The 15,302-nt window shown below is 67.7% G+C and carries 11 protein-coding genes; 5 read left to right on the forward strand and 6 right to left on the reverse strand.

Annotation, left to right across the window (positions count from 1 at the left end; translation table 11 throughout):
* Positions 1-90: 90 nt before the first annotated feature.
* On the reverse strand, positions 91-825 hold the full coding sequence (locus IG194_RS21535; protein WP_058488701.1) for a siderophore-interacting protein: 735 nt from the start codon (positions 823-825) through the stop codon (positions 91-93).
* A 77-nt stretch (positions 826-902) separates the two neighbouring features.
* Between IG194_RS21535 and IG194_RS21540 the strand changes: the two genes are divergently transcribed.
* Positions 903-1,331, forward strand: coding sequence for a MarR family winged helix-turn-helix transcriptional regulator (locus tag IG194_RS21540; protein WP_009618373.1), 429 nt, complete (start codon positions 903-905; stop codon positions 1,329-1,331).
* 341 nt (positions 1,332-1,672) lie between these two features.
* Here IG194_RS21540 and ppnN read toward each other — a convergent pair whose 3' ends face one another.
* Positions 1,673-3,049: a nucleotide 5'-monophosphate nucleosidase PpnN gene (gene ppnN, locus IG194_RS21545; RefSeq protein WP_009618376.1), complete on the reverse strand. Its 1,377-nt coding sequence runs from the start codon at positions 3,047-3,049 to the stop codon at positions 1,673-1,675.
* A 229-nt stretch (positions 3,050-3,278) separates the two neighbouring features.
* A complete protein-coding gene (locus IG194_RS21550; protein WP_058488702.1) occupies positions 3,279-4,181 on the reverse strand; it encodes an alpha/beta fold hydrolase in 903 nt (300 codons plus the stop codon).
* Between the two features lie 489 nt (positions 4,182-4,670).
* On the opposite strand from IG194_RS21550, the gene IG194_RS21555 reads away from it, so the two are divergent.
* A complete protein-coding gene (locus IG194_RS21555; RefSeq protein ID WP_043272486.1) occupies positions 4,671-5,522 on the forward strand; it encodes a substrate-binding periplasmic protein in 852 nt (283 codons plus the stop codon).
* On the forward strand, positions 5,519-8,401 hold the full coding sequence (locus IG194_RS21560) for an HD domain-containing phosphohydrolase (protein ID WP_058488703.1): 2,883 nt from the start codon (positions 5,519-5,521) through the stop codon (positions 8,399-8,401). The genes IG194_RS21555 and IG194_RS21560 overlap by 4 nt, the downstream gene beginning before the upstream one ends.
* 118 nt (positions 8,402-8,519) lie before the next feature.
* On the opposite strand, the gene IG194_RS21565 is transcribed toward IG194_RS21560, so the two are convergent.
* From IG194_RS21565 to argF, 3 genes are all read right to left on the reverse strand, one after another.
* A complete protein-coding gene (locus tag IG194_RS21565) occupies positions 8,520-9,452 on the reverse strand; it encodes an IS110 family transposase (RefSeq protein WP_058070024.1) in 933 nt (310 codons plus the stop codon).
* Between the two features lie 595 nt (positions 9,453-10,047).
* The gene (locus tag IG194_RS21570) at positions 10,048-11,121 is read right to left on the reverse strand and encodes an ABC transporter ATP-binding protein (RefSeq protein WP_009618384.1); all 1,074 of its coding nucleotides are present in this window, start codon (positions 11,119-11,121) and stop codon (positions 10,048-10,050) included.
* A 126-nt stretch (positions 11,122-11,247) separates the two neighbouring features.
* A complete protein-coding gene (gene argF, locus IG194_RS21575) occupies positions 11,248-12,165 on the reverse strand; it encodes an ornithine carbamoyltransferase (protein WP_043272489.1) in 918 nt (305 codons plus the stop codon).
* 326 nt (positions 12,166-12,491) lie between these two features.
* On the opposite strand from argF, the gene IG194_RS21580 reads away from it, so the two are divergent.
* Positions 12,492-12,926: a hypothetical protein gene (locus IG194_RS21580; protein ID WP_009618388.1), complete on the forward strand. Its 435-nt coding sequence runs from the start codon at positions 12,492-12,494 to the stop codon at positions 12,924-12,926.
* 197 nt (positions 12,927-13,123) lie between these two features.
* A complete protein-coding gene (locus IG194_RS21585) occupies positions 13,124-15,217 on the forward strand; it encodes a molybdopterin oxidoreductase family protein (protein WP_058488704.1) in 2,094 nt (697 codons plus the stop codon).
* The last annotated feature ends 85 nt before the right edge of the window (positions 15,218-15,302 follow it).

Below are 15,302 nucleotides of genomic sequence, written 5' to 3' on the forward strand. Positions count from 1 at the left end.
CCTCTGGGAAATCTTTAAGCGGGTATCGGTTTTGTTTATGAGGCGCTTGCGCAGGCGTTGCCGGGGGCGGCGACGCCTGGCGGGCGGGTTTCACTGGCTGAGTTCCTCGTGGTAGTCGGCCTGGCCCTGGCGCCAGTAGGCGGCGACGCGCATGGCTTCCTTCGGCTGGCCCTTCTCCAGCAGCAGGTTGCGCACGCGGACCATGGCCGCGGCCTCGCCGGCGCCCCAGGCGAAGCCTTCGCCGGCGGGCAGGTGCAGGGCCTCGACGGCGGCCAGCAGGGTTTCGCCGTCATCGAACCAGCGCAGTTCGAGGTCGGCGGCAGTGGTGAACTGGCGACGGTCGGCCGCTTCCACCTGCAGCAGGACGATGGCGCGGGTGCCGGCCGGCATTTCCTCCAGGCGCCGGTGCACGGCGGGCAGGCCGGTGGCGTCGGCGACGAACAGGTGCCAGGCGAAGTCCAGCGGGACGATCATCGAGCCGCGCGGGCCGCCGATCACCGCGTTGTCGCCGACCTGGGCGTGCTCGGCCCACTGGCAGGCCTTGCCGTGGCCGTGCAGGGCGAACTCCACGGTCAGCTCGCGGGCTGAGGCGTCGAAGCGGCGCGGGGTGTAGTCGCGGCGCACGATGCTGCCGTCGTCGTCCTCGAACATGAACTTGACGTGGTCGTCGAAGCCGGCAGAAACGAAATCGGCCAGGGCCTCGCCGGCGAAGGTGAGGCTGACGAAGTGCGGGCTGAGCTGTTCGCGGCGGGCGACCTGCACTTCGCGCATGCGCAGTTCGTGGCGGACGCGTTGCACGCGGCGTTGTTGGGTGGCTTGGGTCATGGCTGGCCCTCTTGGGCTATGGTTGATAATATCAACGATCATAAGAATCATTAGTTGATAAAGTCAACCGTATAGCCATGAAAGCCGACGACGTTCTCGAAACCATCCACTCCGTCATGCACCTGTACCGTTCGCGGCAATATCGCGAACTGCGCGACGGCCCCCATGACCTGACGCACATGGAATTCAAGGTGCTGGCCTTCTTCGCCCGCCGCCCGGGCGCCACCCAACGCCAACTGGTGGAGCACAGTGGCCGTGACAAGGCGCAGATCGCCCGGCTGATCCAGGGCCTGCGCAACCGTGGTTTGCTGGAGGGCAGCGCCGATGCATTGGACAAGCGCAGCGTGTGCCTGAGCCTGAGCGCTGCCGGCCAGGCGGTTTACGCCGAGGTGGAAGGGCAGGGCCGGCATTTGTCGGAGGTGGCGGTGCGGGGGTTCAGCGCGCAGGAGCGGGAGCAGTTGCAGGGGTTGCTGGCGCGGGTGGAGGCGAATTTGCAGGGGGAGTGAGGGGTGTTTTTTGTGGGGGCTCGCCGGTGGTTTCGGTGGGGTGGGTGGGGCCGTTCCCTCTCCCCAGCCCTCTCCCTGAAGGGAGAGGGGGCTAGTTCGTGCCGAGAGGAGGAATGGTTTCAGTTGGAAACCTTCGGTGTTGCCGGCTAACTCCAGAACATCCGTATCTGCCCAACGGTCCCCTCTCCCTTCAGGGAGAGGGTTAGGGAGAGGGCGCGGAGGTTGGCATGGCAGCGGAGCCGCCGGTTACCTCGTTCGCGAGCAAGCTCGCTCCTACGAAAAGCCGTGCAGTCCGGAATACCGATGCCCAAGGGCAATGGCGGCGCCCCCGTAGGAGCAGGTCAGCCCTCCACCACCCGATAGCACGGCTCATACGCCGCCCCACCCGGCAGCTTCATCCGGTGCTGCTTGACGAACGCGTGTAGCAGTTCATCCAGGCGTCGCATCAGCGCGGGTTCGCCGTGGATTTCGTAGGGGCCGAACTCCTCGATGGCGCGCACGCCCTTTTCCTTGACGTTGCCCGCGACTATCCCGGAGAACGCCCGGCGCAGGTTGGCGGCCAGTTCGTGGGCCGGCAGGTCGGTGCTCAGTTGCAGGGCGGCCATGTGTTCGTGGGTGGGGTCGAAGGGGCGCTGGAAGCCGACGTCGATCTTCAGCAGCCAGTTGAAGTGGAAGGCGTCGTTGCGCTCGCGGCGGAACTGCTTGACCTCCTTCAGGCCCTGGGCCATGTGCCGCGCTACTTCGGCCGGGTTGTCGACGATGATCTGGTAGCGCCGCTGCGCCGCCTCGCCCAGGGTGGCGCCGACGAAGGCGTGCAGTTGCTCGAAGTAGGCCGAGGCGCTGCGCGGCCCGGTGAGCACCAGGGGGAAGGGCAGGTCCTGGTTGTCCGGGTGCATGAGGATGCCCAGCAGGTAGAGGAATTCCTCCGCCGTGCCGACGCCGCCGGGGAAGATGATGATGCCGTGGCCGACGCGGACGAAGGCCTCCAGGCGCTTCTCGATGTCCGGCAGGATCACCAGTTCGTTGACGATCGGGTTGGGCGCCTCAGCGGCGATGATCCCCGGCTCGGTCAGGCCCAGGTAGCGGCCGCCGTGGTGTCGCTGCTTGGCATGGCCGATGGTGGCGCCCTTCATCGGCCCCTTCATCACGCCCGGGCCGCAGCCGGTGCAGACGTCCAGGTTGCGCAGGCCCAGCTCGTGGCCGACCTTCTTGGTGTACTTGTACTCCTCGGTGCTGATGGAGTGGCCGCCCCAGCACACGACTATCTTCGGCTCCACGCCCGGGCGCAGGGTGCGCGCGTTGCGCAGCAGGTGGAAGACGTAGTCGGTGATGCCTTGCGAGGTGTGCAGGTCGACGCGCTGGTTGTCCAGCTCGTTGGCGGTGTAGACGATGTCGCGCAGGGCGCTGAAGAGCATCTCGCGGGTGCCGGCGATCATCTCGCCGTCGACGAAGGCGTCGGCCGGCGCGTTGACCAGTTCCAGGCGCACGCCGCGGTCCTGCTGGTGGATGCGCACCTCGAAGTCGCGGTAGGCGTCGAGGATGGTCTTGGCGTTGTCGATGCGCGCGCCGGTGTTGAGGATGGCCAGGGCGCACTGGCGGAACAGTTGGTAGACGCTGCCCGAGCCGGCTTCGCTGAGTTGCTGGACTTCGCGCTGGGACAGGGTTTCGAGGGTGCCCTTGGGGCTGACCGAGGCATTGATGGTGGGTCTGGGGGACATTACAGCTTCCATTGGTGCGGATGCCCGGGAGGGCACCTGGGTACTCGACCGCGCGGGTGGCGGTGTCCTGCCCCGGGATGGCCGCAAGGGCGGCCCGGTGAGGGTGGGGCTTAAGCGGATAGTAGTGCGTGGGGAGCGAGGCCGCGAGCCCTGCGGATTGCCATCACGGCTGCGGGAAGGCCTCGGCCACCCGCCGGGAAGGCGGGAGCCGGACGACGGGACGGGGCGTTCAGCCGGCCAGGGCGGCCAGCGGAATGCCTTCGTGGTTAGGCAGGTAGCCGTTGCCCAGGGACAGGCTGACCGGCTGGCGCTGCGGCTTGAGGAAGCCGAGCAGGGCATCGCGGGTGTCCTGCCAGCCCTGCTTGTGCTCGACATCGATGAAGTGCCCGGCATTGCGGATGGTGCGGAACTCGCAATCGCGGATCAGCTGCTGGAACAGCTTGGCCTCGGCCGGCGTGGTGTAGAGGTCCAGCTCGCCGTTGAGGAACAGCAGCGGGATGTCGATGGCCGCGAACTTCTCCATGTAGCTCTCGGCGCTGAGCTTGAGCACCTGGCAGACGTGGAAGTGCATCTGCCGGTACTCGTGCTCGTCCAGGCCGGCGACGTGGCGGAAGTTGTAGCGCTTGAACAGGTGCGGCAGGTAGCGGCCGATGGTGTCGTTGACCAGGTTGGCGATGTTCGGCCGGTCGCAGGCGCCCAGGTAGTCCAGGCCGCGGTGCAGGTAGTCGAGCATCGCGGCGTTGAGCAGCGGCGAGAAGGAACTGATCACCGCCTTGCGGATGCGGCTGGGGCGCTGCGCCAGGGCCAGCAGGGTGGCCACCCCGCCCCAGGAGAAGGACATCACCACGTCGGCGCGGTAGTGCTCGATCAGCCCGAGCAGCAACTGCGCCTCGTACTCCTTGCTGATGAATTCGCGGCAGTCGTTGTGCGCCTTGGACCGGCCGGCATAGGGCTGGTCGTAGCAGACCACGTTGAAGTGCGGTTGCAGGTATTTCACCGTTTGCGCAAAGGAGGCGGTAGTAGCCAGCGAGCCGTTGACCAGGATGATGGTCTGGCGTGCTTCCCTGTTGGCGTGGAACTCCGTGTAGACCCGGTGTTGCAGAATTTCGACGACGGCGGTTTCCGGCCTCATGTCGCTTCCTCCATACGCAGCTCGAATGGATGCACCCACGATTGGGTACGAGAGAACTACCAGGCAGAAGGAAAGCGCCTTGAGGTGACAGCTTCATGTCACCTGGCGAAAGTTCATATTTCTTTTATTTTCAACAGCTTATAAGTGCAAAAGCGAAGCGCCGAACCTCTTCGGGAGGGCCGTGCGCGGGGCTTTCGAGGCAGGTAGGAAAGGCTGGGCGAGAAGTGCCGAGCGGAAAAAATCTTCTTGGACGTAATGCGTGACCGATGAGTCACGCATGGGCCAGAGTTAAGCAGGACGGTTCGCCCGCCGCAAGCCTGTGGCGGGCGTTTTCCCGCCGCCGCCGGGGTGGAATCCGACGAACTGCGTTTTTCCGGCAAAAGGCCAGCCTCCTATTACACTTTCCTACAGCTCTTTCTTACTAATTCTCCTGCCGCGGAAGAGGTCGTTGCGCTCCTCCCTGGCCGACACAACGGATGGGTCGGATTCATGGTCGTGCACCCTGTTTTGCGAACCGGGCTGGTTTTCGCCGTGCTGGCCTGCCCGGCCCCGCCCGCGGCTGCGGATGACCCCTACGGCTGCGCGCAACCGGTGCGCCTGGCGTTCTACCGCAACCAGGTGTTCTACCACGACGGCAAGGGCCTGGACGCTGACCTGGTGGCGGAGTTGGCGCGTCGCACCGGCTGCGCCTTCGAGGTCTCGGTGCGGCCGCGGGCGCAGATCTGGACGGCCCTGCAGCGCGGCGAACTGGACATGGCCACCAGCGCCGTGGCCACCGTCGAGCAGCGCCGCTACGCCTACTTCGTGCCCTACCTGCGCCTGCGCGAACGGCTGATCGTGCCGCTGGACCTGTCCGCCGACCTGCACAGCCTGGACGACTTCCATGCGCTGCCGGGCGTGCGCCTGGGCGCGGTCGCCGGCTACAACCACGGCCCCTACCTGGACGCCATGCTGCGCATCCTGCGCAGCGAGGGGCGGGTGCGCGAATACGTCGACGAGACGGCCTGCTTCAACGCCCTGCTGGGCGGCGAGGTGGACGGGCTGATCGGCCACGAACTGAGCCTGGCCGGGCTGCTCCACGAGCCGGCGCTGCGCCACCGCTTCCGTGGCATCGACGTGGCCCGCGGGCCCGGCGTGCCGCGCAGCCTGGTGCTGGCCCGCGGGCGTTTCAATGCGGCGCAGAGCGCGCAGTGGCAGCGCCTGTTCGAGGACCTGCGGCTGGACGGCTCGCTGGTCCGCATCTTCCTGCGCAACGCGCCGCTGGACGTCGCCGCGGCGCTTCTCGACAACGGCTACCGGCCGACCCCCGACGGGCAAGGCGGACAGGACGAGGCACCATGAGGGCAGACAAACGCGGCATCCCCCTGCAGGTCCTTGTGACCGGCGCCATCATCCTGAGCATGCTGGTGCTGGCCGTGTCCCTGCTGGTGCAGGGCTACCGGGGCGTGGAAGGGGCGTTGGTGACGGCGGCGGGGGAATCCGCAGCGCAGCTCGGGGTGACGGTCAACGAGCGCATCCGCCGGCTGCTCGACCCGGCGCAGAACACCCTGCGCCTGCTCAGCTACGACGGCATCTCGCAGACCGACAACCTGCCGGCGCGCCTGGAACGCCTGCCGATGCTGGCCGAGAACCTGCGCGCCAACCGTACCCTCAGCGCGCTCTACGTCGGCTACCCGAACGGCGAGTTCCTGCTGATCCGCGCCCTGCGCACGACGAAGGCGCGCCAGGCGCTCAAGGCCCCGGAGAAGACCTTCTACCTGGTGCAGAGCCAGACCCTCGGCGAGCAGGGCGCGCTGGTCGGCGAGTGGCGCTTCTACGACGCGCGCCTGCAACTGTTGCAGCGCCAGGAACGCCCCGACTACTGCTACGACCCGCGCCAGCGCCCCTGGTACAAGGACGCCTATGCCGGCAAGGGCACGGTGCTGACGCAGCCCTACGTGTTCTTCACCACCCAGGAGATCGGCCTGACCCTGGCCCTGCGCAGCGTCGACGGCGCGGCGGTGATCGGCATGGACGCCTCGGTGGACGACCTGGCCACCGAAATGGGCGGCCTGCGCCAGACCGCCAACACCGAGCTGGCGGTGCTCGGCGCGCAGAACACGGTGATCGCCTACCCGGACCTGGAGCGTTTGCTGCTGCACCAGGGCGACGAAGTGCGCCTGGCCCATCTCGACGAACTCGGCGTGCCCAGCCTGGAACGCCTGGTGGAGCTCGGCGGCCCGCCCGGCACGCCGCAGCGCTACCAGGTGGCGGGCCAGGACTGGTACGGCATCTGGGTACCGCTGGTGAGTTTCGCCAGCGGCCAGGCGCGGGTGCTGATCGGCATCCCGGCCGACGAACTGCTGGCCGGCGCGCGGCAGATGCTGCTGCGCCAGGCCGCCTGGAGCGGCGCGCTGCTGCTGGCCCTGCTGCTGCTCGGCTGGCTGATCGGCCGGCGCATCGCTCGCCCGCTGCGGGCCCTGGCCGACCAGGTGGGGGCGCTGGCGGCCTTCGACTTCGCCCGGCCGGTGGGCGTCGATTCGAAGATCCGCGAGGTGCGCGAACTGAGCCGGGTGCTCGGCGGCATGTCGCGGACCATCCACAACTTCCAGGGCATCACCCTCAGCCTGAGCCGCGAGACGCGCCTGGACAGCATGCTCGCCGAGGTGCTGTCGCGCCTGGTGGTGGCCACCGGCGTGCAGGGCGGCGCGGTGTACCTGCTGCAGGAGCAGGACAACCGCCTGGCGCAGGCCTGCGCGGTGAACGGCGAGCACTACCCGCAGTCGCTGCTCATCGAGGGCTTCGACGAGGCGCAGCTGGCCAGCCTGCTGGACCAGGCCCTGAGCGGCCGCGGCCGGCATATGGAGGTGCCGCTGAGTAATCGCAGCGGGGAGCTGCTGGGCATCCTGGTGCTGCAACTGCAGGAGGAGGGCGAGCGTCGGCGCACGCCGCGGCGGCCGTTCAAGCGCTTCGTCGAGGAGCTGTCCGGCGCCGCCGCCGTGGCCATCGAGACGCGCCAGCTGATCGAGGCCCAGCAGCGCCTGCTGGACGCCATCATCAAGCTGCTGGCCGACGCCATCGACGCCAAGAGCCCCTACACCGGCGGCCACTGCGAGCGGGTCCCGCAACTGGCCGACATGCTGCTGCAGAAGGCCATCGACGACCGCGATGGGCCCTACGCGGCGTTCGCCATGAGCGACGCCGAGCGCTACGAATTCCAGATCGCCGCCTGGCTGCACGACTGCGGCAAGATCACCAGTCCCGAGTACGTGGTGGACAAGGCCACCAAGCTGGAGACCCTGTACAACCGCTTGCACGAAGTCCGCATGCGCTTCGAGGTGCTCTGGCGCGACGCCGACATCCGCTACTGGCGCGACCGCGCCGAGGGCGGCGAGGAAAGCCAGTTGCGCGAGCGGCGCGATGCCGAGCAGCAGGCGCTGCGCGAGGACTTCGCCTTCGTCGCCCAGGCCAACGTCGGCGGCGAGTTCATGAAGGACGAGGACATCGAGCGCCTGGAGCGCATCGGCGAGCGCCGCTGGTGGCGGCATTTCGACGACCGCATCGGCATTTCCCACGACGAGGCCGAGCGCCTGGCCGCGACGCCAATCGAGCCGCTGCCGGTGGAGGAACGCCTGCTGGCCGACAAGCCCGCGCACCAGGTGCCCTGGGGCGAACGCAAGCCGCCGGTGGCCAAGGACGACCCGCGCAATACCTGGGGCTTCGACATGCGCCTGCCGGCCTTCGCCAGCCACTACGGCGAGCTGTACAACCTGGGCATCCGCCGCGGCACCCTGACCGACGAGGAGCGCTTCAAGATCAACGAGCACATCGTCCAGACGCTGATGATGCTCAGCGCGCTGCCGCTACCCCGGCACCTGCGCCGGGTGCCGACCATCGCCGCCAACCACCACGAGAAGATGGACGGCACCGGCTACCCGCGGCGGCTGTCGGGCGAGGCGATGAGCATTCCCGAGCGGATCATGGCCATCGCCGACATCTTCGAGGCGCTGACCGCCGCCGACCGCCCCTACAAGGCGCCGAAGACGCTGTCCGAGTCGCTGAAGATCCTCGCCTTCATGGCCCGCGACCGTCATGTGGACGCGGGGCTGTTCCGGCTGTTCGTGGCCAGCGGCGTGTACCGCGAGTACGGCGAACGCTTCCTGCGGCCGGAGCAGATGGATGTGGTGGACGAAGCGGCGGTGCTGGCCATCGTCGAGGCGGGGCAGGCGGAGAAGGCCTGAGCCGCGGCGCAATGCGGTTCGCTACGGCGTTATCTGCCGAATCGCGGACGGAGTCCGCTACGGGGGAGGAATACTGTGCTTCCCGGCAACCTGTAGGAGATTCTATGTCAATGACGGCTTATCCCCGGGGTTGGTAGGTCGTCTGTGTCTGCATCAGGGCAAAGGCGATTCTGGCGAGTTTGCGGGCCAGGACGGTCAAGGCCTCGGTTGTCTTCAGCCCGCGTGCCAAATAGCCCTGATAGAGCTCCCTCCAGCGTTTGGTGCGAGCTGCAGCCATGGCGGCGTTGTGCAGTAGCCGGCGGATTTCCGGATCGCCTTGCTTGGTCAGCTTCCGCCGGCCGCTGTAACGGCCAGACTCCTTGAGTCGCACATCCAGCCCCAGAAATGCGATGAAGGCGTCGCTGTTGCGGAAATGCCCTCGCAGAAACGCCAGGATCAGCGCTGCGGCCGTCAGTGGCCCGATCCCCTCGATGGCCTGGCAACGCTTGCTCTGCTCCTTCAGCCCGGCCTCCTCCAGCACGAGCTGGATCTGTGTCTCCAGGCGTTGCTCCAGGACAGCCATGCGCTTGAGGACTGGCTTCAATGCCCTTGCCAGCATAGGGTCCTGGGAGAAGCTCTGACGCAGCGACGTGACATTCCGGACGAGCACGGCTCGACGGTGCAGCAACGCCTGCAAGCGGCAGTACACCTTGCTCGGCGGCTGCCAGGGCTCCAACTGCGCCTGTTCATGGGACAGGTAGCGGGCCAGGAGCTGGGCGTCGCTACGGTCGTCCTTGTTTCGCCCACCGATCCCCTTGCGATAGTTGCTCAGGCGGAAGCCGTTGATGAGGTAGATCCGGTGCTTCCGGGCATGCGCCAGGCTGGCAACCAGCACGTGGTAGATGCCCGTTGCCTCGATTGCGATGGCGCAGTTGGATGGCAGCGTCTTGAGCCAGGCCTTGATCGCACGGGCTTCGTTAGGCAGTTCGAACACCTCACCGGTGCGGGCATCGCACAGGCTCAGTGTTTCCTTGGCAACATCGATTCCAATAACCGTGACCTGGCTTGTCATGGTGTTCTCCGACGGTGAAGATGGGGTCGACCTGTCGGGGCTCACGGTGGCGCAGGCTTGCTGATATTGTCGGTTTGAGCGGCTACTCAAATCCGATGGATTCCTTATCGGCGCTTGTCGTGAGCGCGTGGGTGGGGGAAGTCTCCTACCGTCTGGCTTGCAGAAGCGGGTCTTGTCCCTCCACCCCCGACAGGTTCCTACCCTAACGCCATACAAGCGGGCCCTGCCCGCGATTCGCGCGCAGGGCGCGCTCCTACATGGAAATGGCGTGGGTGGGGCAGCGTAGGAGCGGATCTCATCCGCGAAGCGCGCTGGTGGCTCCGGCTATCGCGGACAAGGTCCGCTCCTACGGGGGAGTGCCGTGCCTCGGGGCAACCTGTAGCGGGCCCTGCCCGCGATTCGCGCGCAGGGCGCGCTCCTACATGGAAATGGCGTGGGTGGGGCGGCGTAGGAGCGGATCTCATCCGCGAATCGCGCCGGATTGTCCGGCTATCGCGGACAAGGTCCGCTCCTACGGGGGAGGCATACCGTGCTTCCCGCAACCTGTAGGGCCCTGCCCGCGATGGGATTCACCGGCACGAACAACGGGGCGGCGTCAGCGCGCCGAGTCCAGCGCCACGCTGCCCTCGGCCTGGAACAGCACCAGGTGGTCGGCGGCCACGCCGATGCCCACTTCCTCGCCCGGCTGGTGGTCGGCATGGCTGGGGAAGATCGATTCCAGCAGGGTGCCGGTGGCCAGCTGCAGGCGGTACAGGGTGGCCGCGCCGAGGAACGACTTGCCGACGATGCGCGCCTTCAGGGTGCCCTGCGGGGCGTAGACCAGGTCGTCCGGGCGCAGCAGCACGTCCACCGCGCTGCCCTGGGGCAGGCTGTAGGCGCGGTTGCCGCGCAGCACGCCCAGTTCGGTCTGCACGCTGTCCGGGTCGAGCATCTGCCCGCGGATGAAATAGCCCTGGCCGATGAAGCTGGCGACGAAGGGCGTCTGCGGCTCGTGGTAGAGGTTGAAGGGAGTGTCCCACTGCTCCAGGTGGCCGTGCTTGAACACGCCGACCTGGTCGCTGACGGCGAAGGCCTCTTCCTGGTCGTGGGTCACCAGCACGGCGCTGGTGCCGCGCGCCTTGAGGATTTCGCGGACCTCGTGGCTGAGCTTGCGGCGCAGCTCCACGTCGAGGTTGGAGAAGGGCTCGTCGAGCAGCAGCAGCAGCGGCTCGGGGGCCAGCGCGCGGGCCAGGGCCACGCGCTGCTGCTGGCCGCCGGACAGCTCGTGGGGGTAGCGCCGGCCGAGCTTGTCGAGCTTCACCAGCTCCAGCAGCTCGGTGACGATGCGCCGGCGTTCGGGGTGCTTGCGGATGCCGAAGGCGACGTTGTCCTCCACCGTCAGGTGCGGGAACAGCGCGTAGTCCTGGAACACCATGCCGATGCGGCGCTTCTCCGGCGCCAGGGTGAAGCCGGGGCGCGAGATGGTCTCGCCGGCCAGGTGGATCTCGCCTGCCTGCACCGGCTCGAACCCGGCGATGGCGCGCAGGGTGGTGGTCTTGCCGCAGCCGGAAGGGCCCAGCAGGCAGCCGATGTCGCCGGCGTTCAGGTGCAGGCTGACGTCCTGCACCACGCGCTGCTGCCCATAGCCACAGGAGAGGTTTCTGAGTTCGAGCAACAGCGGTCGGGTCATGGATCGGGCCGTGGAGAAAGAAGCGGAGGCAGAGAGTTTACACGTGGCGAATGAGAATTACTCGCCGGCGCGAACGCGGCGACCCCGTGCCGCACGGCGGGCCGGGGCCGTGCGGCTGGGTGAAGGTCAGGCGTAGTGGGCGTGTTCGACCAGCAGTTCGAGCAGCGCCTTCTGCGCGTGCAGGCGGTTCTCCGCCTGGTCCCAGGCCACCGAACGCGGGTCGTCCAGCAGGTCTTCGCTGATCTCCTCGCCACGGTGCGCCGGCAGGCAGTGCATGAACAGCACGTCCGCGGCGGCGCCGTCGAGCAGTTCGCGGCTCACCTGGTAGGGGCGGAAGGTGCGCAGGCGCGCCTGGGCTTCGTCTTCCTGGCCCATGGAGGCCCAGACGTCGGTGCTCACCAGGTGCGCGCCGGCCATCGCCTCGCGCGGGTCGCGCACCACGCGCACGCGCTCGCCGGCCAGTTCCTGCAGCGCGGCGCTGGGCTCGTAGCCTTCGGGGCAGGCCACGCGCAGCTGGAAGTCGAAGCGGATGGCCGCCTCGATGTAGCTGTTGCACATGTTGTTGCCGTCGCCGATCCAGGCCACCGTCTTGCCGGCGATGCTGCCGCGGTGCTCGTGGAAGGTCTGCATGTCGGCCAGCAACTGGCAGGGGTGCAGGTCGTCGGACAGGCCGTTGATCACCGGTACGCGGGAGTTGGCGGCGAACTCGGTGAGGGTGCTGTGGGCGAAGGTGCGGATCATCACCGCGTCGACCATGCGCGACATCACCTTCGCCGCGTCGGCGATGGGTTCGCCGCGGCCCAGCTGGGTGTCGCGCGGGGAGAGGAAGATCGCCTGGCCGCCGAGCTGGATCATGCCGGCTTCGAAGGAGATCCGCGTGCGGGTGGAGGCCTTCTCGAAGATCATGCCCAGCACGCGGTTCTTCAGTGGCTCGTAGAGCACGCCTCGGTCGCGCAGGTCCTTCAGCTCGCTGCCGCGGCGGATCAGACCGAGGAGTTCGTCGGTCGTGTAATCCAGCATCGAGAGGAAGTGCCTTGCGCTCATGATTCAGTACCTACTGCTTGTTCTCAGAGTTGCGACCGAGGGTCTGGCCGGCTTTTCGAGAAAAAACGGACTGAACCTGCGGCCTGACCGCATGCAGCGGAAATTTAGGGGGAAGACGCGATCCTATAAGGAAATTACGCATCCACGCAAGTTTGCCGCGGAGAGCCCCGCCGGGCCCGGTGACGGCGGGTTTCGGAACATTTCGCAAACGAACGGAAAGGTCCTATTGGGTCTGGCGAGCGGGACTACATAAATGCCCGCGTCTCCCTTGATAGCTTTTCGCCGCCGCCGAGTCCGGCGGCACAAGCCATTAGGAGAAGCTTTCAATGAAGAAACTATGGATGAGCACCGCCCTGGCAGCGGTGATCGTGACCGCCAGCGGTTGCACCAGCTACAACGTCAACCAGCCGTCGGCGCCCATGGATGGCGTGGTGAGCACCGACCTCAAGGCCGACGTCCGCGTCGGCGAGCCGATCACCGGCCAATCCTCGGTGAACATCCTGTTCGGCTTCCTCAAGTTCGGCGGCGACAACCAGTTCGCCGACGGCGTGGCCTACGGCGGCACCGACGGCGGCTCGCTGCTGTCCTTCGACCCGGTGTCCAGCGTCAAGTCCGCCGCGGCCTTCAAGGCCGTCAAGAGCTCCGGCGCCGACCTGATCGTCGCGCCGCGCTACGAGGTGTCGGTACAGGACTACTTCGTGTTCAAGAAGGTCGACGTCAAGGTCACCGGCAACAAAGGCAACATCGCCGGCATCCGCTGATGCCGGCACGGTCGGCATCCCCCCTCTGCCGACCGTCGTCCCCTGGTGGAGGGCCGGCCTCGTGCCGGCCCGATTCACGTCTATATCTCTCGATTCACTGCACTTAGGCTTGTGGCGTTCGCCGCGGCGCGGTTCCATAGTGCTCGCTCTGGTAACGACCGGCCCATGAAGGCCGGCGCAACAACAAGAGGCGAGCCATGAGCAAGACCCTCCACCACCGTGCGTGCCACCTGTGCGAGGCCATCTGCGGCCTGACCATCGAAACCGAGGACCAGCGCATCCTGTCGATCAAGGGCGATGCGCAGGACAGCTTCAGCCGCGGCCACATCTGCCCCAAGGCAGTGGCCCTGCAAGACATCCAGAACGACCCCGACCGCCTGCGCCAGCCGATGCGGCGGGTCGGCAACGAGTGGCAGCCGATCGCCTGGGACGAGGCCTTCGAGCTGGTCGCCGCGCGCCTGGCGGAGATCCGCGAGCGCCACGGCAACGACGCGGTGGCCGTGTACCAGGGCAACCCCAGCGTGCACAACTACGGGCTGATGACCCACAGCAACTACTTCCTCGGCCAGTTGAAGACGCGCAACCGCTACTCGGCCACCTCGGTGGACCAGCTGCCGCACCACCTGGTCAGCCAGCAGATGTTCGGCCACGGCCTGCTGATCCCCATCCCGGACATCGACCACACCGACTTCATGCTGATCCTCGGCGGCAACCCGCTGGCCTCCAACGGCAGCATCATGACCGTGCCGGACGTGGAGAAACGCCTCAAGGCCCTGAAGGCCCGCGGCGGTCGCCTGGTGGTGGTGGACCCGCGGCGCACCGAGACCGCGGCGCTGGCCGACCAGCACCTGTTCATCCGTCCGGGGCAGGACGCGGCGCTGCTGCTGGGCATCCTCGACGTGTTGTTCGGTGAGCATCTGGGGCGCGCCAGCCACCTGCCGGTGGTTGGGCTGGAGGAGGTGCGCGCGGCGCTGGCGCCCTTCGGCGTCGAGGCCATGGCGCAGCGCTGCGGCGTGCCGGCGGCGAGCATCCGCGCCCTGGCCCGGGATTTCGCCGCCGCCGACAAGGCGGTGTGCTACGGGCGCATGGGCGTTTCCACCCAGCGCTTCGGCACCCTCTGCCAATGGCTGGTGCAACTGATCAACCTGGTCACCGGCAACCTCGACCGCGTCGGCGGCAGCCTCTGCACCACGCCGGCCGTGGACCTGGTGGCGAGCACTTCCGGCGGCGCCTTCGGCCGCTGGCGCAGCCGGGTGTCCGGCTTGCCGGAGTACGGCGGCGAGCTGCCGGTGGCGGCCCTGGCCGAGGAAATGCTCAGCGAGGGCGAGGGCCAGGTCCGCGCGCTGGTCACCGTGGCCGGCAACCCGGTGCTCTCCACCCCCAACGGGCGGCGCCTGGAGCAGGCCCTGGACGGCCTGGAGTTCATGCTCGCCATCGACCTCTACATCAACGAGACCACGCGCTACGCCGACCTCATCCTGCCGCCCACCGCGCCGCTGGAGCACGAGCACTACGACAGCACCTTCAACGTCTTCGCGGTGCGCAACGTCACCCGCTTCAACGAGGCGGTGCTGCCCAGGCCCGCCGGCGCGCTGCACGACTGGGAAATCTTCGTCGGCCTGGCCAAGGCCTATGCTGCGCGCCAGGGCACCGAGCTGAAGCCGACCATGGCGCCGGAACAGATGATCGACATGGGCCTGCGCTTCGGTCCCTATGGCGATGCCAGCGAGCACAAGCTCAGCCTGGCGCGGCTGCGCGAGCATCCCCACGGCCTCGACCTGGGCCCGCTGCGGCCGAACCTGGCGGCTCGCCTGAAGACTCCCAGCCGGCAGGTGGAAGCCGCGCCGGCGTTGTTCCTCGCCGACCTCGGGCGCTTCGCCGACACCCCGGCGCCGGCCGAGGGCCAGTTGCTGCTGATCGGCCGCCGCCACGTGCGCAGCAACAACTCCTGGATGCACAACTACCACCGCCTGGTGAAGGGCAAGCCGCGCCACCAGTTGCTGATGCACCCCCGGGACCTGGCCAGCCGCGGCCTGGTGGACGGCCAGCGGGTGCGGGTGCGTTCGCGGGTGGGCAGCGTCGAGATCGAGGTGGCGGCCAGCGACGAGGTGATGGCCGGCGTGGTCAGCCTGCCCCATGGCTGGGGCCATGCGCGCCCCGGCGTGCAACTGGCCATCGCCAGCGAGCAGGGCGGCGCCAGCGCCAACGACCTGACCGACGAGCGCCACCTCGACGCGCTGTCCGGCAACGCCGCGCTCAACGGCGTGCCGGTGGAGGTGGAGGCGGCCTGAGGCGCGCGGCAAAGCCGAGCGCTGTGCTCGGCTTTCCGGTACACTGTCGGCAAAGTACCGGCTGCATTGCCGGGCAGTAGCGAAG

This window comes from Pseudomonas sp. ADPe, from assembly GCF_014843515.1.
GTDB lineage: Bacteria > Pseudomonadota > Gammaproteobacteria > Pseudomonadales > Pseudomonadaceae > Pseudomonas > Pseudomonas citronellolis.